This window comes from Faecalibacterium sp. AF28-13AC (assembly GCF_003478405.1).
Classification (GTDB): domain Bacteria; phylum Bacillota; class Clostridia; order Oscillospirales; family Ruminococcaceae; genus Faecalibacterium; species Faecalibacterium prausnitzii_E.
This window is the reverse complement of record NZ_QUFG01000002.1, coordinates 334,876-360,407: the sequence shown is the minus strand read 5'-3', so window position 1 is coordinate 360,407 and position 25,532 is coordinate 334,876. Positions and strand designations below refer to the sequence as shown.

19 protein-coding genes are annotated in these 25,532 nt (G+C 62.1%); 4 read left to right on the top strand and 15 right to left on the bottom strand.

Annotation, left to right across the window (positions count from 1 at the left end):
* Positions 1-131: 131 nt before the first annotated feature.
* A complete protein-coding gene (locus DWY95_RS04275; protein WP_118552510.1) occupies positions 132-959 on the top strand; it encodes a PfkB family carbohydrate kinase in 828 nt (275 codons plus the stop codon).
* A 514-nt stretch (positions 960-1,473) separates the two neighbouring features.
* Here the strand turns inward: DWY95_RS04275 and DWY95_RS04270 are convergent.
* The 6 genes from DWY95_RS04270 to DWY95_RS04245 form a co-directional block, all read right to left on the bottom strand.
* Positions 1,474-2,829: a gluconate:H+ symporter gene (locus DWY95_RS04270; RefSeq protein WP_118552508.1), complete on the bottom strand. Its 1,356-nt coding sequence runs from the start codon at positions 2,827-2,829 to the stop codon at positions 1,474-1,476.
* A gap of 97 nt (positions 2,830-2,926) precedes the next feature.
* Positions 2,927-4,714 carry a dihydroxy-acid dehydratase gene (gene ilvD, locus DWY95_RS04265; protein ID WP_118552506.1) on the bottom strand — a complete coding sequence of 596 codons (1,788 nt, stop codon included), beginning with the start codon at positions 4,712-4,714 and terminating at the stop codon, positions 2,927-2,929.
* Positions 4,715-4,995: 281 nt separating this feature from the next.
* Positions 4,996-5,736, bottom strand: a complete 741-nt coding sequence (locus DWY95_RS04260; RefSeq protein WP_097791679.1) for a FadR/GntR family transcriptional regulator — start codon at positions 5,734-5,736, stop codon at positions 4,996-4,998.
* Positions 5,737-5,766: 30 nt separating this feature from the next.
* Positions 5,767-6,879, bottom strand: coding sequence for a GGDEF domain-containing protein (locus tag DWY95_RS04255; protein ID WP_118552504.1), 1,113 nt, complete (start codon positions 6,877-6,879; stop codon positions 5,767-5,769).
* 133 nt (positions 6,880-7,012) lie between these two features.
* The gene (gene rlmD, locus DWY95_RS04250; RefSeq protein ID WP_279220010.1) at positions 7,013-8,272 is read right to left on the bottom strand and encodes a 23S rRNA (uracil(1939)-C(5))-methyltransferase RlmD; all 1,260 of its coding nucleotides are present in this window, start codon (positions 8,270-8,272) and stop codon (positions 7,013-7,015) included.
* A gap of 68 nt (positions 8,273-8,340) precedes the next feature.
* Positions 8,341-8,763, bottom strand: a complete 423-nt coding sequence (locus DWY95_RS04245) for a BlaI/MecI/CopY family transcriptional regulator (RefSeq protein WP_118552500.1) — start codon at positions 8,761-8,763, stop codon at positions 8,341-8,343.
* Between the two features lie 317 nt (positions 8,764-9,080).
* Between DWY95_RS04245 and serC the strand changes: the two genes are divergently transcribed.
* Positions 9,081-10,163, top strand: a complete 1,083-nt coding sequence (gene serC, locus DWY95_RS04240; protein ID WP_118552498.1) for a 3-phosphoserine/phosphohydroxythreonine transaminase — start codon at positions 9,081-9,083, stop codon at positions 10,161-10,163.
* Complete coding sequence (locus DWY95_RS04235; protein ID WP_118552496.1) at positions 10,163-11,323, top strand: phosphoglycerate dehydrogenase; 1,161 nt, start codon at positions 10,163-10,165, stop codon at positions 11,321-11,323. Before serC ends, DWY95_RS04235 begins: the two co-directional genes overlap by 1 nt.
* 96 nt (positions 11,324-11,419) lie before the next feature.
* Here the strand turns inward: DWY95_RS04235 and DWY95_RS04230 are convergent, their stop codons facing one another.
* Genes DWY95_RS04230 through DWY95_RS04190 form a run of 9 tightly spaced genes read right to left on the bottom strand, consistent with a single transcriptional unit; the run spans position 11,420 to position 23,236 of the window.
* Positions 11,420-12,760, bottom strand: coding sequence for a DUF4832 domain-containing protein (locus tag DWY95_RS04230; RefSeq protein ID WP_118552494.1), 1,341 nt, complete (start codon positions 12,758-12,760; stop codon positions 11,420-11,422).
* The gene (locus DWY95_RS04225; RefSeq protein WP_097791672.1) at positions 12,753-13,418 is read right to left on the bottom strand and encodes a DUF4956 domain-containing protein; all 666 of its coding nucleotides are present in this window, start codon (positions 13,416-13,418) and stop codon (positions 12,753-12,755) included. The genes DWY95_RS04230 and DWY95_RS04225 overlap by 8 nt, the downstream gene beginning before the upstream one ends.
* 23 nt (positions 13,419-13,441) lie before the next feature.
* Entirely contained in the window at positions 13,442-14,215 is a 774-nt protein-coding gene (locus DWY95_RS04220; protein WP_118552492.1) for a polyphosphate polymerase domain-containing protein, read from the bottom strand.
* The gene (locus DWY95_RS04215) at positions 14,205-15,989 is read right to left on the bottom strand and encodes a CotH kinase family protein (protein ID WP_118552490.1); all 1,785 of its coding nucleotides are present in this window, start codon (positions 15,987-15,989) and stop codon (positions 14,205-14,207) included. Before DWY95_RS04215 ends, DWY95_RS04220 begins: the two co-directional genes overlap by 11 nt.
* Positions 15,986-17,452 (bottom strand): exopolysaccharide Pel transporter PelG, encoded by a 1,467-nt coding sequence (pelG, locus tag DWY95_RS04210; protein WP_118552488.1) that lies wholly within the window; start codon positions 17,450-17,452, stop codon positions 15,986-15,988. The genes DWY95_RS04215 and pelG overlap by 4 nt, the downstream gene beginning before the upstream one ends.
* Positions 17,428-18,888: a GT4 family glycosyltransferase PelF gene (gene pelF, locus DWY95_RS04205; protein WP_118552486.1), complete on the bottom strand. Its 1,461-nt coding sequence runs from the start codon at positions 18,886-18,888 to the stop codon at positions 17,428-17,430. Before pelF ends, pelG begins: the two co-directional genes overlap by 25 nt.
* Before the next feature lie 3 nt (positions 18,889-18,891).
* Positions 18,892-20,739, bottom strand: coding sequence for a DUF2194 domain-containing protein (locus tag DWY95_RS04200; RefSeq protein WP_118552484.1), 1,848 nt, complete (start codon positions 20,737-20,739; stop codon positions 18,892-18,894).
* On the bottom strand, positions 20,736-21,470 hold the full coding sequence (locus DWY95_RS04195) for a hypothetical protein (protein ID WP_118552482.1): 735 nt from the start codon (positions 21,468-21,470) through the stop codon (positions 20,736-20,738). The genes DWY95_RS04200 and DWY95_RS04195 overlap by 4 nt, the downstream gene beginning before the upstream one ends.
* On the bottom strand, positions 21,467-23,236 hold the full coding sequence (locus DWY95_RS04190) for an NAD(P)-dependent oxidoreductase (RefSeq protein WP_147365918.1): 1,770 nt from the start codon (positions 23,234-23,236) through the stop codon (positions 21,467-21,469). The genes DWY95_RS04195 and DWY95_RS04190 overlap by 4 nt, the downstream gene beginning before the upstream one ends.
* Before the next feature lie 383 nt (positions 23,237-23,619).
* Between DWY95_RS04190 and DWY95_RS04185 the strand changes: the two genes are divergently transcribed.
* A complete protein-coding gene (locus tag DWY95_RS04185; RefSeq protein ID WP_158577515.1) occupies positions 23,620-25,530 on the top strand; it encodes a 5'-nucleotidase C-terminal domain-containing protein in 1,911 nt (636 codons plus the stop codon).
* Positions 25,531-25,532: the final 2 nt, after the last annotated feature.

The following is a 25,532-nucleotide window of genomic DNA, read 5'->3' as shown; positions in this document are numbered from 1 at the left end:
GCCCTTTGACTCGCCGGGAAAAACTCCCGGAGATGCGGCTCATATAGAGCTCCCGCCAGATTTCCCGTTGACGAATCGCTTTTACCGGGTGTATACTTGTACCCTATTTTGATGGAAAGGAGGGAGCCGCCATGCCGGAAAAGCCCCTGCTCTGCCTGGGCGAAACCTGGCTGGAACTGACCGCTGACACACCGCCGGAGCTTGCCGGACAGTTTCAGGTGCAGGTCGGCGGCTGGGGGGCCGGACTCTGCCGCGCCTACACCCGCTGCGGCGGGCGGGCGGTGCTTCTCTCCCAGCTGGGGGCCGACTCCTTTGGCCGCAAGGCAGCAGCCCAGCTGGCGGCAGACGGTGTGGACTGCTCCCGCCTCTGCTTCACGGATGCAGCCCCCACCCCGGTGGTCTTCTCCGGCGCGGGCGAGACGCTCCCCTATCGCACCCGCTCCTCCGAGCTTTGCTATGCCCCGGAACAGCTGGACGCCGACACTTTCCGGGACGCCTTCGCGCTCTGCTTCTCCTCCGCCTGCCTGCTGGACTCCCCCGCCCGGCTGACTCACCTCAAGGCCATCGCCGCCGCGCGGGATGTCGGCACCTTCGTCTGCTATGCGCCCCGGATGACCGAGTCTGCGCCCTTCTGGCCGGACGAAGCTTCTTTGCAAGAAACAGCCCGCGCATTTTTTCCACAGGCGGACGTTTTGTTGTTGAAAAACAGCGACCTTTTCCCGCTGTTTGGCTCTCATGAGCTGCGCACGGCCCTGTTTGCCCTTTTTTCCGGCCATGTTCAGCTGATTTTTTATTCCGATTCGGAAAACATTCATCTTTTTACACGGAGCGTACTGCTTTCTGCGGCAAAAAACGACCTTGCCGAGGCCGAACTGCTCCACCGGCTCTGCCGCCTGAACACCTGGCCGGACAAGCTGGCCGGCCTGCGGGAAAGCACGCTCCGCAAGCTCTTATTCTGAACTGCCTTTCATCCGCCCGCACCCCGTACAACGCACAAGACCCCCGGCCTGCGCCGGGGGTCTTGTGCTGCATTCTGCCAAAAATGCAAAAACAGGCAGCGCCGTGGAAAGGAGGAGAAAGCGGCGCTGCCTGTCGTATGAGAACTCCCAAACATTTGCGGTTGTCAGGAGATGGTTGGTAGTCTGCCCGCCGCATTGGCTATTGCCTCGCATCCGCGGGGGACAGTGTTTTTTTTCAAAGGGGGCCGCAGCATCGGTTTTCTGCCGAGGTGTGCGGTTTTCATTGCCTGCATTGGCATCCTGCGGGAGGATCGTTCGTTCCTCCCTGACTGCACCCTTATTGTACCGGATAAAAATGGAGTTTCTTTGTGAGGTTTTTGAACAAATTGAAAATAAAAAAATCAGCCGCTCCGGGCAAAGCAAAAACCGGAGCGGCTGATTTCGAAGGAGGTAAACGAATCGGATCGGAGAGCACCCAGACGCTCATCCGGGGGTGCAGGCCCCGGACGGGCGGTCAGGCAAAGAAGGAGATGACCAGTGCCACCAGGAAGCCCACACCGCCGACCAGCGTTTCCATGATGGTCCAGGTCTTGAGGGTGGTCTTTTCATCCATGCCCACAAGACTCTTGACCAGCCAGAAGCCGGAGTCGTTGAAGTGAGAGCAGACGGTGGAGCCGCCTGCGATGGCAGCGGTGACACAGGCGAGGTACAGCGGGCTCAGCTCGCTGATGCCAGGCATGGCGGAGATGATGCCGGCGGCCATGGTCATGGCAACGGTGGACGAACCGACCGAGATGCGGACCAGAGCGGCCACGATGAAGGCGACCAGCACCAGCGGCAGGCTGGCGTTTGCCACGGCGTTGCCGATGACATCACCCAGGCCGGAGTTCTGCAGCATGTAGCGCAGCACACCGCCGCAGGCAGTGACCAGCAGGATCATGCCGGTGGGCTCCAGAGATTTGGTCATGATCTTTTCCAGCTGGGCGTTGCTGTAACCATGGCGGGTGCCCAGCAGATACATGGCAGCGATGGTGGCCAGCAGCAGAGCCATGAACGGCTCGCCGAGGAAAGCCAGGACCGGCTGAATGCCAGCCAGAGCGGGCACGACCTTGGCCACGGAGTTTGCGATGATGAGGACCAGCGGGATCAGGATGATGCCCACGATGGTGCCGAACTTGGGCAGCTTGCTCTCGTCGATATCATCCTGCTGCGCCACATGTTCGGGGACTTCGATCCTGTATTTCCTGCCGCAGATGGAACCCCAGATGGGGCCGGCGGCGATCATGGCGAAGATGCCGCAGAAGATGCCGATGAGGATGACCCAGCCCAGGTCCACGCCCAGCATGGTCGCCACCAGCACAGGGCCCGGCGTGGGAGGGATGAACGCATGACCGACCGCCAGACCGGCCAGCAAGGGGATGACGTAGTACAGAACGGAGCGCTTGGTGCGCTTTGCCAGCGAGAACGCCAGCGGGATGAGGATGATCAGACCGGCATCGAAGAAGACCGGCATGGCCACCACCAGACCGGTGATGCCCAGTGCCCACGCGGCTTTTTCGTCGCCGAACTTCCGTACCATGGTCACGGCCAGCGTCTGTGCTCCGCCGGATTCTTCCAGAATGGCACCGAACATGGAGCCAAGACCCACCAGAAGGGCGATGCCTTTCAGGGTGTTGCCGATGCCCTCATTGACCGAGCCAACGATGTCGGACAGGGGCATTCCGGCCATCAGGCCGATGCCAACGGCACCCACCAGAATGGAGATCATGGCGTGGACTTTGAATTTGATGATGAGAATGAGCAACAGGATCAGGCCTGCTACGGCAGCAAATACCAGCCGTGCCGCATCGGGAGTCGCAACTGCTGTCATAATAGTTCCTCCATTTTTTGATTTTTTGTTGCACTTATCCAAGCCGTCCGGAAAAACGCACCGGGCAGTTTCCTTTTTGTTATTTTTTCGGAGTGTTTTACTCCATGTAAGCGCCCTTCATGGGGCTGACGGCATGCTGCGAGTAGAGCTTCAGCAGGCCCTTGGTGTACTTGGGAGCCTTGGGCTTCCAGTTGGCGCGGCGCTCGGCGAGGATGGCGTTCATCTCTTCGGGGGTCTTCGGCTCACCCTTCACGCCCACAATGGCCAGCTTGCGGCCCGGCACATCGATCTGGATCAGGTCGTCCTGCTCCACCAGTGCGATGGGGCCGCCCACCGCAGCCTCCGGGCTGACATGGCCGATGACCGGGCCGCGGCTTGCGCCGGAGAAGCGGCCATCGGTGATGAGGGCCACGCTGGAAGCCAGCTTCGGGTCGGCGCAGATGGCCTCGCCGGTGTAGAACATCTCCGGCATACCGCTGCCGCGGGGGCCTTCGTAGCGGATGAAGATGGCGTCGCCGGGCTTCACCTCGCCGTGCAGGACAGCGGAGATGCACTCCTCCTCACTGTCGTAGGGCTTGGCGCGCAGGGTGGCTTCAAACATGTTCTTGGGGCAGGCGGTGTGCTTGATGACGCAGCCTTCCGGAGCCAGATTGCCCTTCAGGATGGCGATGCTGCCGTCGGTGCCCTTGGCGTTGTCGAAGCTGTGGATGATATCCTCGCGGCTGACCGGGCGGGCAAAACCGGCGGTCTTTTCGGCCAGGATGGCGTCGCAGTGCTGGTAGAAGCCGTTCTTTTTCAGCTCCTCCAGATTCTCGCCCAGCGTCTTGCCGGTGACGGTCATCACGTCCAGATGCAACATGGACTTGATCTCTTCCATCACGCGGGGCACACCGCCTGCATAGTAGAAGTACTGTGCGGGCCAGTCGCCGGAGGGACGGATGTTCAGCAGGTAGTGCGCACCCCGGTGCATCCGGTCGAAGGTGTCGGCGTCGATCTCGATGCCGAACTCATGCGCGACAGCGGGCAGGTGCATGGTCGCGTTGGTGGAGCCGGAGATGGCGGCGTGGACCATGATGGCGTTCTCAAAGCTCTCCTTAGTCACGATGTCCTTGGCGGTGATGCCCTTCCTGACCAGCTCCATCAGCTGCTTGCCGGCGTCGTAGGCAGCCTGCTTCAGCTCCGGAGCGGTGGCGGGCATCAGGGCGGTGCCCGGCAGCATCAGGCCCAGCGCCTCGGCCATGACCTGCATGGTGGAGGCAGTGCCCATGAAGGAGCAGGCACCGCAGCTGGGGCAGGCGTTGTGCTTGTAGTAGTCCAGCTGGCTGTTGGGGATGACGCCGGTCTTTTCCCAGGCGTCAAACTTGCCGATCTGCTCCAACGTCAGCAGCTCGTTGATGGCGCAGGCCGGGTCGTTGACCACATACTCTTTCGGCAGGGTGTGAGCCTCCATGACGCCGCCGGTGACGACGATGGCGCTCATGTCCTTCAGGCGGCCGATGCTCATCAGCATGGCGGGCACGGACTTGTCGCAGCTGGCGATGAACACGCCGCCGTCGTAGACGCTGGCGTTGGCCTGTGCTTCCACCAGATTTACGATGGCGTCCCGGTGGGGCAGCGAGTAGTTGATGCCGTCATGACCCTGTGCGATGCCATCGCACATATCGGTGGCAAAATAGCGGGCAGCCTTGCCGCCGTTCTCGTTGACCGCCTGCACGGCCTCTCTGACGAACTGATCCAGATGGGCGCTGCCAGGGTGGCTGTCGCCGAAGGTGCTTTCCACCAGGATCTGCGGCTTTGCAAGATCCTCGACCTTCCAGCCCATCCCCATTTTCAGCGGGTCGTTTTCAGGTGCCAGCGTGCGGACTTCCTGTGAACGAAGTTCCATAATCCCTACCTCCAAATATCGCTTGTTTTCGTCCTTTTTTCGTAGAACCTTTTGTGATTCAATTGTAAATCTGCAGACATCTTTTTGCAAGTTGTTCCATATACGTCCTACTATTTGCGCAAAAAATCTGGGATACATCATGCACTCTGCCCAATTTCGGGCGACTTTTTCATAAAATTCACCCTCACAGCCGGGTTTTGCAAACTGCCGGGGTAAAAAGTCATCAGATGACTTTGGACATAAAAATACCCTGCACGGTATTTCGCCGTGCAGGGCCGGTATCATTTGAGAAATCCCGCCATTCCAACTGTCCCATCATCGGGATCTTCGCCGTCGTAGATCTTCTTGATATAGGTGCGGTTGAAGTTCAGGTGCATCACCATGGCCGACTTTGCCCCGATGGGGTCGTGCCTGGCGATGGCCTCCGCGATCATCCGGTGGGTCATGATGGTCTCGTCGATGAGCTTTTTGTGGGTGACGTTCACGAACATCATCACCGCCGTATCAATAATGGGGATCAGCTGCCCCACCACCAGATTCTTGCTGCTCTCGGCAATGCAGGTGTGGAAGGCGATGTCGTCTTCAATGTAGCGGTCGCCATTGTGGATCTTGGTCTCGACCCGCTCGCACAGCCGCCGCAGCCGCTCAATGTCCTCGTCGGTCGCGTTCTGGGCCGCGATCTCCGCGATGCCCGGTTCCAGCAGCAGCCGCAGGTTGACCAGATCAAAGGCCAGCGCATTCTTATCCTGCACACTGCGCAGATTCAGCGGGTCCGAAAGCCCTTTCACCGTTGTGACCACATAGGTGCCGGAGCCTTGCCGCACCTCCACGATGCCTTTGCTGGACAGCAGCTTGACCGCCTCCCGGATGGTGCTGCGCCCCACCCGGAACTTTTCCGCCAGCGCAAACTCGTTGGGCAGTTTTGCCCCCGGCTCCAGCGGGGTATCCAGAATATAATGGTAGATCTGGTCTTCGACCTGCTCAGCCAGCAGCTTGTTTTTTAAGTGTGAAAATTCGCTCATGGCTTCCTCCCCTTTTGTACCGCCTATGGGTCAGGGCCTCCCACTTTCGGCCCTTTCCATTGCAGCCGCCGCAGCCTTCCGGGCCTTTTTGCAGCGGTACATCTCCCGGTCGGCCTGGTTTTTCACGGCCAGCAGGTCCTCCCCCGAAATGGGTGCCGACCCCAGGGACACTCTGGGCAGACAATGCACGACCTCACGCCGCAGTGCCAGCCAACGCTCAAATTCCTGCGCGCACCAGGCCTCCCGGTCTGCGTTTTTCAGCAGCACACAGAACTCGTCGCCGCCGATGCGGTAACAGTAGCCGCAGTGGGCATAGGCTTTTTTGATGCAGTGGGCGATCTCGGCCAGGCAGACGTCTCCCTGTAAGTGGCCGTAGCGGTCGTTGACCTGCTTGAAGTCGTCCACATCGAACACCACCAGCACCCCGCCGCTGCGGCGCATCTCTGCGGTGCGGTTCAGGTAGCTGTTCTGGTTCAGCAGCCCGGTGAGGGCATCCAGCTGGTTCCACATCTCACTGCAATAAATAAAGTACAGCACCGACAGCAGGGTAACGCACAGCCATGTAACGTGGAGGCTCGGCAGAGCCACCTGAATGATGGTCTCGATGGTCAGAAAGAGCATCAGGGGGTAGATCAGCACCCGGCTGCGGTTCTGAAACTCCCGCGCCGTGACGATGGTGGACGCCGAAAGGTACACGATGGCCGCAAGGTACATCAGGATGTAAATGCAAAAGTAAGGCCCGCGGGAATAGACGTTGTCTTCGCTGACGGAGAACACCAGCCCGGCGGGGATGGACAGAGCAAGAAACAGCAGGTAGCACCCCTCGCAGCACACGGCCGCCCGGAACCAGAAGTTCACCATTTTCTTCCGGTCCATGACGTACACCAGGCAGAGGGACACCGCCGGGGAGAGGCCGAACCCCAGATAGTTGGACAGGATGTTCAGCCAGCGGTAGCCCGCCGGTGCGCCATCCACCGCCAGCGTCACAACCTCCAGCACCGAGATCCCCGCAATCAGCGCAAAGGCCAGAAAAAATCCCCGTTTTTGCTTTTTGTTCAGGGATTCGCTGAACTTTGTGAGGATGCACATGAAGCTCAGCACAAAAAGGTCAATGGCCGTCAAGACATAAAAATAACCGTTCATTGTAAGACATTTCACCTTTGGATTTCTGTAATCAAGGCACGTATATGCTATTTTAGTATATCACGTTGCAGTGTCTTTCTCAACCAGACCCCGCGTTCTTTCACATTTTCGCGGCCAAAGGCCCCGGAATGCTTCATCGGCGGCTTTGCTTCCGTTGCTCCTGTCGGGACAGGGCACAGACCACTTCAATATGCTCGCTGTTCGGGAACATATCGACCGGGGTGAAGCCCTCGGCCCGGTAGCCTTTTTTCGTCAGAAGAGCCAGGTCGCGGGCCATGGTCTCCGGGTTGCAGCTGACGTAGACCACCCGTCTGGGAGCCATGCGGACGACGCTCTCGATGAACTGGGGCGTCGAGCCTTCGCGGGGCGGGTCCATGAAGATGACGTCGGCCCGCTCCCCGGCGGCAGCGGCTTCGCAGATCCAGGCCGTGGCGTCGGCGGCAAAGAACCGGGCGTTTTTGACGCCGTTGTGCTTCGCGTTGCCGATGGCGTCGCGCACCGCGTCCCGGTTGAGCTCCACGCCCACCACCTGCTTTGCCCGGTCGGCGGCAGTCAGGCCGATGGTGCCGATGCCGCAGTAGGCATCCAGCACGACCTCTCTGCCGGTCAGCTGGGCGGCCTCCACGGCCAGACCGTAGAGCACCGCCGTCTGCACCGGGTTCACCTGATAGAAGCTGCGGGGGCTGAGCGCGTAGGTCTTGCCGCAGAGTTCATCCAGAATGAACCCCTTGCCGTAGAGCACCTTTTCCTGCTCGCCCAGCACAACGCTGGTGCGGCGGGGGGTGTAGTTCTGCACGATGGTCGTCACGGGGACCTGCCGCTTTTCAGCCTCTGCCAGCAGGGCGCGGACAAAGTTCTTTGCGCCGGGCAGAATGGGCTGGGCCGTGACCAGCACCACCATCACCTGCCCGGTGGCGGCGCCCCGGCGCAGCAGGCAGTGGCGGAGCAGGCCGGTGCCCTGGTCTTCCCGGAAAGGCTGATACCGGCAGGCCGCTGCCGCTGCGCGGACGGCTTTCAGCACGGTATCCAGCACCTCGTCTTCCAGCAGGCAGCGCTCCACCGGCAGCACCTTATGGGTCCCGGCGGCATAGATGCCGGACACGAGTTTTCCACCCTGCCCGGCGGCAAAGGTCGAGATCACCTTATTCCGATAGTGGTAAGGCGTCTCCATCCCCCGGATGGGGTGCACCGGGCCGTATCTGCCCAGCAGGGCGCGGACTTTTTCCTCCTTCTGCTTCAGCTGGTCTGCATAGGGCAGTTCCAGCAGCGGGCAGCCGCCGCAGTTCTTTGCGCGATTTTTACAAGTCATCGTTCTTTCCTCCTCTTTCCGGCTCGCTGTCCAGCCAGCGAAGCCCCATCGTTCCGGCTCTGCGAAAGCCGTTTCGTCCAGCACAGCCAATACCGGCCTGCCAATGGCTCTCCCTTCGGGAGAGCTGGCACGCGAAGCGTGACTGAGAGGGCTCACCCATACGGGTCATACAGATCATATTCTTCGGCCTCGGCGTGCTTTTCTTCCAGCACGGCCATCGCCTGTTCCAGCTGGCTCTGGGAGCAGCCGCTCTCGCTGACAAGGGCGCGGACGGCCTCGGCCAGGTCGCCGCCAAAAACGGCATCCAGCCGCTGGCGCATGGTCCAGACGCCGTAGGCGCGTTTCGTGAGGGTGGGCGTGTAGGTGTTTCGGTTCTGCTCTTTGCCGCTCTTCACCCAGCCCTTGTCTTCCAGCCGGTAGAGAAAATTCAGCACGGTGGCCGGCCGCCAGCCTTTTGCGGCCAGCTTCTCTCCGATGTCCCGCCGGGAGGCGGGCTGTTTGCAGCTCCACACGGCCAGCAGCACCTGTTCTTCCGCCGCCGAAAGCGGTCTCAGACGGTCCGGGATGCCATACATTGCAGGGTTCGCCCTCCTTTTTTGTTTTACATTTGTCTCTGTTTATTTGATTTTACCGAAAAGTCCCGCGTTTTTCAAGGGCAGGATTTTGGCTGCTCTGCCCTGTTTTGCAGCATATTTTACATTCGTCTCCGTTTCTGTGTTTGTGTCAAATACATTTGTGTGTTCCGTGCTTTCAGTGCACGGTCAGACGCGCATCTTTGTGCAAAGATGCTCTTGTTTTCGCACCCTCAAAACCATTATACTACGGACAAAACCAGAGCACAATGCCGCCGGAGATTCGGGCGGCGCGGAATCAGGAAAGGGAGAGTCGCATTATGGCACGAGTTTACAATTTCAGCGCAGGCCCCAGCATGCTGCCCGAAAAGGTCCTGAAGCAGGCCCAGGCCGAACTGCTTGAATACGGCAGCAGCGGCCAGAGCGTGATGGAAATGAGCCACCGCAGCAAGTGGTTCGATGCCATCATCACCGAGACCGAGGCCTCGCTGCGCCGGGTGATGAACATCCCCGACAACTACAAGGTCGGCTTCTTCCAGGGCGGTGCGACCCAGCAGTTCGCCATGGTGCCGTTGAACTTCATGACCACCGGCAAGGCCGACTACCTTGTCACCGGCAACTTCTCGAATCTGGCCGCCAAGGAAGCCGCCAAGTTCGGCGAAGCGAACATCGTGGCCTCCAGCAAGGACAAAAACTTCACCTACATCCCGGATGTGAACGCCATCGCCTACGACAAGGATGCCAGCTACATCCACATCTGCCAGAACAACACCATCTTCGGCACCCAGTACGTCGAGGTCCCGCAGGTGGAGGGCATCCCGCTGGTGGCGGACATGAGCTCGATGATCCTTTCCAAGCCCGTGGACGTGACGAAGTACGGCTGCATCTACTTCGGTGTGCAGAAGAACGTTGCCCCCGCCGGCATGGCCATCGCCATCGTCCGGGACGACCTGCTGGGTCACGCCGCTGACACCGTGCCCACCATGATGAACTACACCACCCTGCTGGCCAAGGACAGCATGTACAACACGCCCCCCTGCTGGTGCATCTACATGACCGGTCTGGTGCTTCAGTACCTCGAAAACGACATCGGCGGTCTGGCCAACATGCAGAAGATCAACGAAGCCAAGGCCAAGGTGCTGTACGATTACCTCGATGGGCAGGACTTCTTCACCAACCCCGTCGAGCACCGCTACCGCAGCACGATGAATGTCACCTTCACCAGCCCCAACGCCGATCTGGACAAAAAGTTCTGCGCCGAGGCCGCAGAGGCAGGCTTCGTCAACCTGAAGGGCCACCGCCTCGTCGGTGGAATGCGCGCCTCCATCTACAACGCCATGCCCGCCGAGGGCGTTGACAAGCTGGTCGATTTCATGGAGCAGTTCCGGAAGGAGAATGCGTAATGTTTACCATCAAAACCTTGAACGCCATCAGCCCGGTGGGCCTGGCGAAGCTGAACAAAAACCTTTTTGATGTCTCGGTGGATGCCGACGCGCCGGACGGGATCCTCGTCCGCAGCGCCGACCTGCTGAACACCACCTTCAACAAGAATCTGCTGGCCATTGCCCGCGCCGGTGCCGGTGTGAACAACATCCCGCTGGACCGCTGCAGCGAGCAGGGCATCGTGGTCTTCAACACCCCCGGTGCCAACGCCAACGCCGTGGCTGAGCTGGTCGTCGGGATGCTCATTGCCGGCAGCCGCAATGTGGCCGCCGCCGCCCAGTGGACGCAGGGCCTTGCGGGCGACCCCGCTCTGGCCAAGAGCGTGGAAAAGGGCAAAAAGCAGTTCGTGGGCAACGAGATCAAGGGCAAGACGCTGGGCGTCATCGGTCTGGGTGCCATCGGCTCCCGCGTGGCCAACTGCGCCATTGCGCTGGGCATGGAGGTCTACGGCTACGACCCCTACATCTCCATTGATGCCGCCTGGAACCTGAGCAGCCAGGTCCACCATTGCGTGAACCTGAACGACATGCTCCCCCTGTGCGACTACATCACCATCCATGTGCCCTATCTGCCCACCACCAGGGACACCATCAACGCCCAGACGCTGTCCCTGTGCAAGGACGGCGTGAAAATCCTGAACTACGCCCGCGGCGAGCTGGTGAACACCCCCGCCCTGCTGGAGGCGTTGGAGAACGGCCGGGTCTCCGGCTACATGACCGACTTCCCCGCCGAAGCACTGCTGGGCAGGCCGGGCGTCATCTGCACCCCGCATCTGGGCGCTTCCACCCCGGAAGCCGAAGACAACTGCGCTGTCATGGCCGCGCAGGAGATCAGCGATTACCTCAAGAACGGCAACATCACCCACTCGGTGAACCTGCCGGAGGTCGTCCAGCCCCGTGCGGGCGGCCGGCGCATCTGCATCATCCACAAGAACGAGCCCGGCATGATCAGCCAGATCACAGCGCTGACCACCGAGGCCGGTCTGAACATCGAGAACATGGTCAACAAGAGCAAAAAGAACATGGCCTATACCATGCTGGATGCCACCGGTGCCGTGAACGCGGCTCTGGCCGACAAGCTGGCGGCGATTCCCGCTGTCATCCGGGTGCGCATCCTGTAATTTTCTGCCATTCTCCGTTTCCTATATTCCTGATCGCTGCATCCGCAGCCCAAAAAGCCTGAGGCCTTTTCTGCAAGGTCTCAGGCTTTTTGGGCTCTATTCTCCCGCAAAGAGGACGGTGCGGCCGTCCTCCTGCGCCGTCTGCATCGCAAATCGGACGGCATCCCGCCCGGTCATCGGGTCCACGATGCCCAGCGTGATGCGCCGGTCCTGCTCCTCCCACCAGCGGCCCGGCACACCGGCCAGTTTCGTTTTCACGGTCTGGCAGCCGCCGGGCAGCAGATCCGGCAGAGAAAGCGCCAGCGGCTGGGCCTCCACGGTCGTGCCGTCCGCCTCCTCCACATAGACGTTCACGGGCCAGTCCCAGTAAAACGGGGCCGTACCATCGTTCGTAAAAGTCAGGGTCAGCACCGTGCCGCCCGTCACCCGCCGCAGCGACGCTTCCGTGACCCGCAGCCGGTAGCCGAGAGCGGCCAATACGGCATCATATCCCTCCCGGAAAGCGATTTCCGCCGTCTTCGGCCCCAGAAAGCTCATGTGCGACTGCCGGATGAGGGAAACGGTCCGGCTCAGGTCGGTGGTGAGCAGCTGCTCCATCGAAAGTCGGCTGGTCAGCTCCCCGCCGATGGGGGCCGTCTGCCAGGCATCCGGCATGGGGACCAGCCCCTCCGGGTCGCCCTCATACCAGCCGCCGCAGGCGATCCAGCCCAGCCACTCTTCGGTGTCTTCGGGCAAGCCGGTCATGTCGTTGTAAAGGCCGAGCCCGTGTTCGGCCGCGAACCGGAAGGGCCGCCGCATCAGCAGCGCAGCCTGCGGGAATGCCTCCCGGTAAAGCGCCGCATAGCGGTCCCGGACAGCCTCATCGGGCATGGAGGGAAGCCCCTCCCCGGACTTGACGTGCCACTCGCCCCAGTGGCCGAGGCTCCCCAGCTCCACATAGCTGACGAAACCGTCGGCCCCCAGCCGCTCCCCCACCGCCCGCAGCAGCCGCTCGTGGGCGGCAAAAAACACAGGGTCGGTGTAGTCCGGCGCATAGCCCTTTCCGTAGGCGATGTCGTACCAGCGGCCGGTGCCGGTCTGTTCATAGAGCCAGTCCGGGATGTCGAGATGTGCTTCGTCCCCCGGCTCATCGCAGGAGATGCGCAGCACCAGATGGACTCCCTGCGCCCGCAGTTCCGCCAGATGGCAGGTCTGCTCGATGGCCTCCCAGGCGTAGGCCCCCTCTTCGGGTTCCAGCTGCCGCCAGGTCAGTCCCAGATAGCGCAGGGTGGCACCCTCGGTGCCGCTGTCCAGCACACCGGGCGCATAGCCGATCTGCGCATTGGGGAAGGCGCTCTCGTCCGGCAGATAGGTCACGGTCCGCTTCCGCCCCGCCCAGACCAGGCACCCGGCCAGCAGCAGGCAGGCGGCCGCCGCAGCGGTGTGCCGCTTAGCCATGGTATTCTCCGTTGTACTGGATCATGGTCACGTCCTCCACGCCCTCGATCTCCTGCAGCCGGTCGGTAACATCCCGGACATCGTCCCTGCAGCAGACCTCCACCGCCATCTCGACCGCCTCGCCCCGAAGCGTCTTTGATTTGACCGCGTACCGGTTCCGCCCCAGGGCACGGACGATTTCATCCCCCGGCTTTTCGCCCTGATAGTGCAGCACCGCCACATAGATGCGGCCTGCCGTCTGCCAGCGGGAGAGCAGGGCGAGGACCCCGATCATCACCGCAGACGCCGACGCGGCCAGCAGGTACATCCCCGCGCCGGTGGTGATGCCCGCCGTGATGGCCCAGAACAGATACAGCAGATCCAGCGGGTCCTTGACCGCCGTGCGGAACCGCACGATGGACAGTGCGCCCACCATGCCCAGTGAGATGACCACATTGGAGCTGATGGCCAGCGTGACCATGCAGGTGAGCACCGACATGCCCACCAGCGTCATTGCAAAACTGCGGGAAAAGAGGACCCCCGCATAGAACCGCTGGTAGACCCAGTAGATGAGCGCCCCCAGCAGCACAGCCGCCAGCAGAGCCGCCGCCATCTGCGGGACATTGTAGGGACTGAAATTTTCCAGCACCGATTTTTTGATGAAATCCTTCACACTCATAGCGTTGTTCCTTTCGCATTGGTTCAGCCCTGCCAGCCGGAACTGCCGTGGCAGTAGGCCGTTTTGTCGCAGCAGAGCACATATTTGGACACGGCCGTCCACTCCTGCGCTTTGGGCGGCAGCAGCTCCCGGAGGGTCTGGGGCAGAAATTCCGTAAACTTCACCTCCATCACCAGGGTGCCGGGGTCCAGCACCGGCAAAGTGGGCAGGTGCGGGTCGAACAGGTCCCAGCCGCCCACTGCCGCCCGGACGTCCCGGTCAAAGGTGATGCGCACCGTTCCCTCCTTCTGCACCCACGGTTCCCGCTCGTAGTCCACGACCACGCGGGGCCGCAGCAGGTTGGAGACGCACTCGAAGTAAAACTCCCGGCAGAGCGGCTGCGGCGAAGCGAGCAGGAAGCCGTAGTCCCCGCTCAGAAGTTTCTCCAGCTCCGCACGGGTGAGGGCGGCCTCCTCTTTGCAGATCCAGCTGCCCACTTTTTTCTTCCGCTCCAGCCGGATGACGGCATCGCTGCCGTTGTAGATGCGGATGCGGTATTTTTTGCGGGCCAGGATGCCCGCATCCTTTTCGGCATAGGCGGAGTTCCAGCAGTCGTCAAAATAAAGGCTCCGGATGAGATACCCGCCCGGCCCGGCGTGGGCGTCCCGCTGCAAAAGCGGCGCGAGCCGCAGCTCCAGCGCCGCCTTTTCGCCGTACGAGATCCGGTACTTCAGCTCGTGGCGGTAGCGTTCGCCGGTGCGGGTGCGCAGCTGCGTTTTTGCGTGGACCGGTGCGGGGAAGATGGTCTCACTCTTCATACAGGTCCTCCGTCACGCTGCCGTCGGCCTCCACAAAAAAGCTCTTCATGCCGTAGGCCTTGCCGGTCTCCATCACGTAGTAATCAAAGGCATCCTGCGTGTAGCCGGAGGCGTTCGTCGCCCGCACCCGCAGGAAATAGTGCCCCGCCGGGAGGGCATAGACCACCGTTTCCGGCAGCCGGATGTCCGCCTCCGACCAGAACGTTGTCGTGAACTGGTAGTCCTTCGCCAGCTCGGCGGTGTAGACGATGTCCTCGGCGTTCAGGTCGAACGAGGCATCCCACAGCAGCCTCAGCTGTTCACCGGCTGGCTCCGGCATCCCGATGTAGAACGGCATCGGCTTGTGCAGGCTCTCACGGTAGGCATCCCGGTTCTCGGTGATCTCCCGGTGCAGCCCTCTGGCCACGGTGTCGTACTCAGTCCGGCTCAGCGGCTCGTGGAGGATATCCGGCTGCTGCCAAACGAAGGGCTCCACCACGCTGCGGTACTGCGCCGTCATCTCCCCGATGCGTTCCGCGCTGCAAAAGCGGAATAGTTCCTCCACGGCGGCGTCCAGCTTTTCCCGGAAGCACCGGGTCTGCAGACAGCGGCGGAAGAGCACGTTGCCCCAGTAGTTGCTCACGCCCCGCTCCCAGCTCAGGCTGTCGGAATAGTTCCGGAACGCCCACTCGGTGCGGGGAAGCATGGCGTCGTTGTCCCAGTCGAGGATATACCACCGCGCGCTGTTCAGCGGGCTGTAGAGGTACATGTTCCGGCTCTGGGTGTCGGTGTTGCCCATCAGGAGCTGAAACGCCATCCAGTAGGCGATGTTCTCGGTGTCGAAGGTCGTCTCAAAGAGTTCCTCCATCGGCACGGTCTCGTCGTTGAGCGCTTCCAGCATTTCGATGAGCTTTGTGTGGTCGTCGCTGCCCTTGATCTCCAGATGCTGTTCAAAGGCGACCGGGTCATAGGCCGGGTCGGTCTTCCGGCGGATGGCGTCCTCATACCGAAAAAACTCGAAGAAGTTCACCTTGTACAGCTGGCCGTTCTGGTCCAGCCCATGGGCCTTCAGGGCGGTCGGGTTCAGCTGCTCCACCTGGGTATAAAGCCCATAGTCCACAAAAGCCCCACTGTCCGCCTGAGTCAGGTCCTTCACATACAGATGCACGAACTGGGTGCGCAGGCCCACCATCTGAGGGATGCCCCGGATGAGGTCATACGCCATCTTGTTGCGGAAGCGCAGGCCGTCGCCCTGATGCTTGTTCAGTGCAATGGTCCGCTGGCCCCGCCAGGTCCCCTTGTTCTTCTTCAGCTTGATCTTATAGTTTTTCTGGGCGTTCCGGCTGGACGTCTGGCCGCGGATCTGGACCGTCGCGTTCGGCACCGTCTCCCCATAGCCCACCTCCGAGAGGAGCGGGCCGTTCTCGTCTCCCACCTGCAGCAAGGCCGCCGTCTGGTAGCGGGGCACCTGCATGTACTCGTAGTCGTAGACCGAATAGGAATTGATCTCCGCCCAGGTATGGTCGGTGTTCTCGGCTTCGTTCCCACGGGTGACGGTCAGATACATGGTCACAACGCCGCTGTCGTCATAGACCGTATACAGCCCGTCATTGTCCCGCAGGTGGATGCTGTCATCGGGCTGTTTTTCCACCGGCGTTCCCGAAATCGTGGAAACTTCCTCCGACGCCGCCGTTTCCTCCGCCGTGGGCAGAACGCTGCACCCCACGCAGAACCCCGCCAGTGCAGCCCCCAGGGCCAGCACTCTGCGGCGGGGGATCGTTTTTCCCTGCATCATGCTTCCTCCTTTTTCTGCAGGCTGTGCCGCTCCAGAAACAGCCCCAGCCGGGTGAATGCCCCGGCCTTTTCCTCGGCCACGACGGGCTGCTGGCCGAGGATGCGGTAGGGCAGGTTCCGGGTGAACCGGTCCAGCCGCAGCAGCGCCGTCAGGAACAGCACCGCTGCCCCGGCCAGGAACCCGAAGCCGTAATACGCCGGGTCAAAACGCAGGGACAGGGCCGTCAGCCCCGCAGCCGCTCCCGCAAAGCTCAGCGCCGCCCCCAGCGCCCCTTTGTAATCTGTGAAATAGAGCAGGATGAGCAGCACCGTGTTGCCCACCGCATACAGCCCATACCCCACGCAGAGGGTGCGGAAGTATCCGTGCATCAGGTCATTGAAGCCGAGCGGCAGATACCCCATCACCAACGCTTCCAGCGAGATGACCCCTGCCGTGGTGAACAGCTGCTTGAGGGCCGTGTAGAAGAGTTCCCGGTTCAGCACCGCCAGCATCTCTTCCCCGGCGGCGGTGATATCGCCCACCACGCCGCCGTCGTTGAACAGGCTGTAATAGGTGCGGTAGCGGGGGTAGAACTGCACTTCCACCGACACCACGAAGTTCACCGTGGTGACCAGGATGCTCAGAAAGGCCAGCAATGCCGGGACGTCGTAATACGGTGCCCCGTAGAACAGCCCCTTCACCTGCACACCGATGGGGCCCAGCCAGACCAGCACGAGGTGGGCAAACAGCCCGATGTCGGTGCACAGGCCCGTCAGGGCCAGCGGCAGAAAGCGGTCCACCCAGCGCAGAAAGAGCCAGGGGCTGCCCTGCCGGTCCGGAAAATAGCGGCAGAGCCGCCAGACGTCCAGCATCAGCATGACGCCGTACCCCAGCGCCACTGCAAAGAGAAAGCCTTCCAGCGCCGGAGCGCGCGCCAGCAGCACCAGCAGCGCCCCGGCCCCGAAGGCCGTGCCCACCGCCGCCGCAAAGGCGATGAGGACGCTGCGGTAGTCCTTGAGAGCGGTCAGAAAGCTCATGGCGTTCCAGTTCACGATCATCTCCGCAAAGAGGGCCAGGCAAAGCAGCCCCTGCAAAAGCGTCGCACCGGACACCAGCAGAAACAGCCCGTACAGCCCACATCCGCCCGCCAGCAACAGAGCGTTCGCGCCCCAGAATGAGGGCAGCACCAGCTGCTCCTGCTCTTCATAGAGCATGTCCGCCAGAAACCGGGTCACCGGCATGGCAAACAGGCTCGTCACGGTGAGCGAGGCCAGCAGGGTGTCCGTCACCATGCAGACCAGAAGGTCCTGCTCGGTCTTCGCCGCCCCGGCCCAGCTGCAGAGCACCAGGATGCCCAATTGCAGCAGCACACCCAGCAGCATCGGCCCGGTGCAGAGGATGCCCGCGCAGCCGTAGGCCCGCAGACCCGCCAGCAGCCCTTTGCGGCGGAACAGCTTTTTCAGTTCGAACCCAATTCCAGCCATAATTCCTCCGAATCCGTTTGATCCGGCAGGCCGTGCGCCTGCGCGGTCTCTGCATACAGGGCACGGTACTGCTCCAGCATCTGTTCGTAGCGGTAATCCTGCGCCACCCGCTTCTGCCCGACCGCGCCCAGCTTCTCCCGCAGGGCACGGCTCGCGCAGAGCTTCTCCATCGCGTCCGCGAGGCCCTGCCGGTACATGGGCGGCACACAGTACCCGGCCCGGCCCAGTGTGTCACCGGGGGCTCCTTCCAGCAGCTCCCGGCAGCAGCCCACATCGGTGGTCACACAGGGGCGGCGGGCCGCCAGCGATTCCAGCACCGAGAGCGGCTGCCCCTCCGAAATGCTGGTCAGGACGGTGAAGTCCAGCCGGTGCAGGTACGCGGCGCTGTCCACCCGCCCGGTGAACCGGACGTTCTCCAGCCCCAGCTGCCGGGCCAGTGCCGTGCACTCGGCCGCGTACTCCGCATCGTCCACCCCGCCCAGGATGTGGAGCCGGACGTTCTTCCGCCGGGCGCTCAGTTCCCAAAAGGCATAGAGCAGGGTCTTGATGTCCTTGATGGGAGCCAGCCGCACCAACGCCCCGATGTCCACCCAGCCGTCCTCCGCCTTGAGCGGGATGCCGCAGAAGGTCTCGTACGGGATGCCGTTCGGGATGACGACGCACTTTTCCGCCGGGCACCCCATCCCGATCTGGATGCTGCGGGCGCTCGTGAACAGGCTCGTCACCCGGAACGCCTGCCGGTAGATCTGCTCCGACAGCATGTAGAAGAATCGGATCCACCGCTCCTTGAAATCCGGCCGCACCCACTCGGCCCGGATGATCTCCTCCTCCCGCTCGCGGGTGTAGATGCCGTGTTCCGTCAGCAGCACCGGCCGGTGAAAGGTACTGCCGCCCCGGCAGGCCAGCAGCCCGCCGTAGCCGGTGCAGATGGCATGGTAGAGGTCCGCTTTGGGCACCTCCCCCGTGAGCAGATAGAGCACTGGCAGCAGCATGGACCGCACCGTGTGGAACGCATCCGCAAAGGCCGTGTAAGGGTACTCCTCCGCGCAGATCTTTGTGAACATCTGCATGAACGCCCGGCTCTGCAAAAAGGCCAGCGGGTGCGCCTTTTTTTCGCCGAACAGCCGGAACAGCACCGCCCAGTCCGGGCTGCCCAGCCGCACCAGCTCCTCCAACGCGGCCTGCTCCTCTTCGGTGAACGGCTGCGGCTTTGCCTCCCCGCGCAGCCGCAGCGCGTCATCCAGAAATACTTCGTGCACTTCCACCACGTTGGGCGGCAGCTCATAGACGAAGCGGCCTCTGTCCTTCGCGTTCGCACCGATGACCCAGAGAACAAATTCGTGCTCCGGCATGGAGCGGATGCAGCTGTGCATCCAGGTGGATACCCCGCCATAGACATACGGGTAGGAACCTTCCAGCACCAGACAGATGCGCATGATTCACCCCTCCTTTCGTTCGATGGTCACGACCGTGTTTTCCGCCTTGAGCAGGTAGAGTTTCCCGGTCAGGCAGGTCAGCTGCCCGCCGGTCACGCGGCCGGGCACCCCCTCGTTCGCGCGGAACAGCAGCCACGCTTCGTCGGTGAAATTGCCCAGCGTCAGGGTCCAGGCGTCGGCGGCGCTCTGCAGCGTCACATTCACGCCCGAAAACCGCTGGATGGCCCCGGCGCACTCGCTGGCCGTCTGCATCCGCAGGCCGGGCGCTGCCGTCGAGAGCCAGGTCAGGTAGCGTTCCAGCCCGCCCTTGTAGACCTCCCAGCCTTCCGCTGCGCCTCGGTCCACGTCCAGCAGGTCATCCGGGTGCATGAAGTGGGTGCTGACGAAGTGGAAGTTCAGCTCGCTCAGCGCGGCCAGCTGCATATAAGGCTCGTTCACCATGCCGCCGGACACGATGCGCGGTTCTTCCACGATGCCGTCCGCTGCCACGCCAAATTCCTGCACATAGGGCAGGTCGGTGCCGTCTTCGAGGTAGGAGCTGGCGATGGTGCGCACCTGCGGCACCCGCTGGCCTAAGATCGCCCGCCCGGAGGCCGACAGGATGTTGGACGGCGGCACATACACCGAACCGGCGGCATAGGGCAGGACCGCCCGCTGGAACGCCGTCAGCTCGTCCATGGCTGCGACGATGGCGTCGGCGCTGGGCCATGGGTTGTAGTCGTACAGACCGGCGTAATCGGTCTGTGGCAGAACGAGGGGCTGGTGGTTGTAGCCGTGGAAGCCCACTTCCCCGCCCTGCCGCAGCAGCAGCCCGCCAAAATAGCGGAACGGCTGGGTATCGCTCTGGCGGAGGGGCGGGTCGGTAGTGTCGTCCTCATAGTTCTCGATCATGACGCCCGTGTACCGGATGCCGAACCGCTCGGCCAGCTGGACGAGGTCCGGCCACCAGACCTTGGCGTAGAAATCCGCGATGCTCAGGCCGTAATCCTGCCGGATGTACTGGCCGTCGCCCTCCGGCACCGGCGAGGGAAAGTCGTCCAGAAAAAAGACGGCGCTGTTGAGCACCGGGTAGGCGCAGGCCTCCCCCAGCAGGCTGTACGAGGCCGCATAAAAGCCTCGCATGACCTTGTCGTAGACGCCGATGTTGTCCACCACCACCCGGCCCTTGCCGAGTTCGGCGCTCCAAATCAGCGGGACGCCCTCGTCCCCGGTGACGGCATACACCGCCGCATCGTCCCGCAGCTGCACCGCCATGGAGGATTCGAACGGGTCGCTCAGCTCATACCGCTGCCCGCCGCCCAGCAGGAAGCCCTCGGCCGGCACGATGCTCTCGGCCGTTTTGCAGTTCCACGCCGAGGCCAGCACCCCAAGTTTCTGGGCCACCACATCGAACGCCCCGCACTTTTCGGGCGTCATCGCAAAGAGGACATTGCCGCCCTGCTCCACCCAGTCCATCAGGTCGAGCAGGCGCAGGCCCAGCGGCTCGAAGTTCGGCACCAACACCACGATGGTCTCGTAGTTTTCAAAGGCCGGAAGTGCTTCCGGGGCGGTGTCGGCAAGGTCTGCGGCCTCGGCGGGGACCTTCATATCCTGCAGGATCTGTTCCAACTGTTCTTTTGCCTCTGCCACGCTCACCTGGCGGCTGTCGCAGAGCAGCAGGCAGACGGGGGCCTGCCCCGCCAGTGCTTCTTCCTTGGTCAGGGCATGGTCGAGCGCCCCGATCTGAACATGGGCCGCGGTGTACTGCACCCCGCTGCGCTCCGCAAACAAAGCCCCTGCCAGCAACAGGAACACCAGCCAGACCAGCAGCAGCCTGCCCCACCGGAACCGCCCCTTCCACAGCCGGTTCATGCGGCACCTCCTTTCCAGAACGCCAGTTCCTGCCGCCCCGCAGCGCTCAGGTAGACCTGGGTGCGCTCCATCTGCTGCAGGATGCTCCGCACTTCGGCACCGCTTTTCCGGGCGGCGGCGCTGCGCAGCCGCAGCAGCCAGGGCGTTTCCCGCACCGGCCAGCGGCGGACCAGCTCTTCCAGCGTCTGCTCCGCAGCCTTGTACTCCTGCAATTGCAGCTGCACCTCTGCCAACCGGCAGCCGACGCTGTAGCCCTCCTCTCTGGGGCTGTCGGCCAGCTGCAGCTTGAGCAGACGCTCCAGCTGTCGGCGCTGCAGTTCGGCTGCGCGGCCCTGCGCCAGTCCCAGCTTCAGCGAGCGTTCCAGCGCGTTGGCGTAAGCCGCCAGCACCTCCCGGTCGTTCGGGTCGTCGGCAAAGCGGCGGGCGTCCTGCTGCAAGGCAAGGTCCGCCTGCTTGGAGATCTGTGCCATGGCCGTGGCCGCGTAGTGCACCACCTCGCTGTCGTCGTTCATGCGGGCCTGCTGCAGCAGGTCGTAATACTGCACCGGGTCCTCCGTGAGCACCGACAGGATCAGCTTCCGCCGCTGCTCGGCAGTGTCCAGGATCAGCGCCTCTTCCAGCGGCACCGTTGCCGCCGTGCCGGCCCGGTCTTCGACCCGGATGCTGCGGTGGAGCTCATCGTCTACCCGCAGTTTTTCCACAAGGTCTGCGTGCAGTCCGTTCCGTCTCATACCCGCACCTCCTGCTTTGCTGCGGGCTTCGTTCCGGCCCGCACCATGGCCGTTTCGGCCAGCCCGCAGAGGATGCGGAACATGTTCTGGTAATAGAGCGACAGCTGCTCCCCTGCCGCATCGTGCAGCAGGATCAGCGCCCGCAGCTCCCCGTTTTCCCGCACGGCCGCGCCGAACATGGGCAGGCCGGGCGTCAGTTCCCGGTTCACCCACAGCCCGTCCTGCTCGATGCCACGCAGCACCGGGCCAAGGCCCGTGCCTTCCAACAATTGCGGGCAGCGGGCGGCAAAGTCCGCGCTGCAGGCGGCCCGCCGGGCCAGATGCCGCCGGGCGTCCACGCGGTAGACCGCCGCGCTGTGATTTTCGAGCACATCTTCCAGCACCTCCACGATCTTCTGGGGCAGCTCCTGCGCCGGGGCCGCGTCCAGCGCTTTGGTCACGGCATACACCTTGCCGAAGCTGTCTCTCCGGCCCAGGATCTGCCGCCGGAACGAGCGCTTGTCCTCCAATGTATCCTGATACAGCTGCCGCACGAACCGCAGCCGCTCTTCCAGCAGTTTCTGCTCCTCCTCGGCAAAGCGGAGGTCCTCGGCGCTGCGCAGCTGCACATAGCCGCACACCGCCCCCACCACGAAATACACGAGGAAGGCCAGCCAGTTGGACGGCTCGTAGAAGAGCAGCAGCGGCGACGCGCCCTCGGCCCAATAGCCCGCCGCCAGCGAGAGCGACGCCAGAAACGCCGCCGCCACGCCTGCGTTCAGGCCGTAGACATCGGCGATGAGCACGATGAACGCCAGCCGGAAATCCACCACCCGGAACTGTGCCTGGGTGCTGGTCATCCGCACCAGCAGTTCGGATACGCCCCAGGCCCCCAGCAGTTCCAGCACCGGGACCAGCAGCCGGTGCCGCGCGGCAAAGCCGCTGAGCCGTTCCGGCCATTTTTTGCGGCGGGGCTGCTTTTCCTGCCGGAAGAACCGGGGCAGGTCGTCCAGCAGGTCGTACCGGGGGAACCACCCATACGCCCGGCGCAGCTGGCCGTCGTCGGGCGGGTACTCCCGGATCAGGTCGCTGCCGTAGGTCACGGTCAGGCCGGGGCAGAGGGCTTTCCACGCCTCGCCCAGCTGCTCATAGTTCCAGTGGAAGACCACCGGGGCGGTCAGGCTCTCCCACTCCGGCGTCCAGTTGTCGAACACCCGCAGCACCAGCTCGGACAGGTCTTCCATGCACAGAGCCGCCACCGGGGCAAGGGCCTGCTCTTCAAAATGCAGTTCCCCTCTCTTCGGGCGGGTCAGCAGCTGCGCGATGCCCACCGGCGCACCGGTGCAGTCGGTGCCGTAGAGATAGGGCAGGTGCAGCACCTTGATCTGCACCCTGCTCGTCTCGGCGTAATGGCGGCAGAGAGCCTCCGCCGCCTGCGCCAGCACCGATTTGCCGATGAACGGCGTCAGCACGGCTTCCGGCCCAGCCAAATAAAGCAGCTGGCTGGGCCGCTCCCGGTTGGCCTGCAAAACACGGCGCAGGCGGTCCAGTTCGCCCTCCTGCTCGCTGTGCGGGGTCAGATACTCCGAGAAATAGACGATGCGGTCAAACTCGTAGCTGTCCACCAGCTGGCCGATGCGCTCCTTGCTGTCCAGCGTGATGGTCCGGATGCGCGGCGGGTGCGGCTGGCCCCGTGCGCAGGTAATGAGGACATGGTCCTCTGGGAACGCCATCTCCACCCAGGCAGGGGTCACGAAACAGGTGTTCCCGGTCAATAGAATCTCCACAGCAGTTCCTCACTCATCCTCAACGTTCTACCGGCCCGCCCCCTCTCCGGCAGGGGCGTTCCGCTAGGGCAATTATAAGCGGTGTCCGCCGCAAGGTCAAGAAAAAAGATGCGACAATACGCATATTTTTGTTCACTGTTTCGATTTACTTCGGATGCTTGCCCGCGCATTCTGCAGCATCCGACAGCCTTTTGGGCGCAGCATTTTCACACAAGTCGGAGGCGCACGTCTTCTTTCGGGTCGCTCCGCTGCGCCGCATTTCGCCAAAATCCACATGGATTTGCAGAAACATTAACGAACTTTATGTTGCGTTTGTTCCAATTTTGCTGTAAAATAAAAAAATGACAGCCTTGGAAATATCAGGAAACTGTGAGGACGATAGTATGATGAAAAAGCTCTCCCGCCGCTCGTTTCTACAGGCCACCGGTGTGCTGGCAGCCACGGCAGCGCTGACCGCCTGCGGCGGCAAGGCTGAAGCCGACAAGAGCAGCAGCCAGAACGGCAAAATTCAAATCACCTTTTATCTGTGGGATCGCTCCATGATGAAAGCGCTTACTCCGTGGCTGGAAGAAAAATTCCCGGAGTATGCGTTCACCTTCATTCAGGGCTTCAACACCATGGACTACTACCGCGACCTGCTGAACCGTGCGGAGCAGCTGCCGGATATCATCACCTGCCGCCGCTTCTCCCTGAACGATGCGGCACCTCTGGCAGAGCACCTGATGGACCTGAGCACTACCGAGGTCGCAGGCACCTTCTATTCCAGCTACCTGAACAACAATCAGGAGCCGGATGGTGCGATCCGCTGGCTGCCCATGTGCGCCGAGGTGGACGGCACGGCTGCCAATGTTGATCTGTTTGCGCAGTACAACATCCCCCTGCCCACCAACTATGCCGAGTTCGTGGCGGCGATCGAGGCCTTTGAAGCGATCGGCATCAAGGGCTATCAGGCAGACTGGCGGTATGACTACACCTGTCTGGAAACCATGCAGGGCTGCGCGATCCCGGAGCTGATGAGCCTGGAGGGCACCACATGGCGCATGAACTACGAGAGCGAGACCGAGGACGGCTCCACCGGTCTGGACGATGTGGTATGGCCGAAGGTCTTTGAAAAATACGAGCAGTTTCTCAAGGATGTGCGGGTGCAGCCCGGTGACGATCGGTTGGAGCTGAACCCCATCGCCAAGCCTTTCTATGCGCGGCAGACCGCCATGATCCGCACCACAGCAGGCATAGCGGATGTAATGCCTGACCAGTACGGCTTTAACGCATCGATTCTGCCCTATTTCGGCGAGACTGCCAACGATAGCTGGCTGCTGACCTACCCCATGTGTCAGGCGGCAGTTTCCAACACCGTAGCGCAGGACGAGGCAAAGCTGGCTGCGGTGCTGAAGGTACTTGAGGCTGTGTACAGTGCAGAGGGGCAGAGCAAGATGGCTGGCGGTGCTGCCGTGCTCTCTTATAACAAGGAGATCAATATTACCTCCTCCGCTTCTCTGGAACACGTTGCGGATATCATCAGCGCAAATCATCTGTATATGCGTCTGGCCTCCACCGAGATCTTCCGCATTTCGGAAGACGTAGGGCACAAAATGATCACCGGCGAATACGATGCTAGGGCCGCATACGATGCGTTCAATGAGCAGCTGGTCACCCCCAGAGCAGACCCCGAAGCCGAGGTGCTGTTCACCCAGAACACCGCATACTCCATCGACATGACCGACCACGGCAGCGCTGCGGCTTCCTCGCTGATGAACGTCCTGCGCGCCACCTATGATGCGTCTATTGCAGTCGGCTATTCGCCGCTGGTGTCCACCTCCATCTACTGCGGCGATTACAGCAAGCAGCAGCTTTTGTGGGTGATGGCTGGCAACTACGCTGTCTCGCAGGGTGAATATACCGGTGCAGAGCTGCGGCAGATGATGGAGTGGCTGGTAAACGTGAAGGACAACGGTGCAAACCCCATCCGTCACCGGAATTATATGCCCGTGACCAGCGGTATGGAATACAAGGTGACCGAATACGAGCTGGGCAAGTTCCGTCTGGAAGAAGTCACCATCAACGGTGCACCGCTGGACGATACCGCCACCTATCCCGTATTTGTGGCGGGCACGGATGTGTGGATAGAAAATGAGGCCTACTGCAACTGCCCCATGCCGGAGAACCTGAAAACCAAGCGGACGGAATACGCCATTGAAGGGGCAGAAAGCCGCTCCTGCCTGAAGGATTCGCTGGCGGTCAGCAAGCAGTTCCCCGCCCCCTCCGAGTATCTGACCATTGTACAGGGAGAATAAAC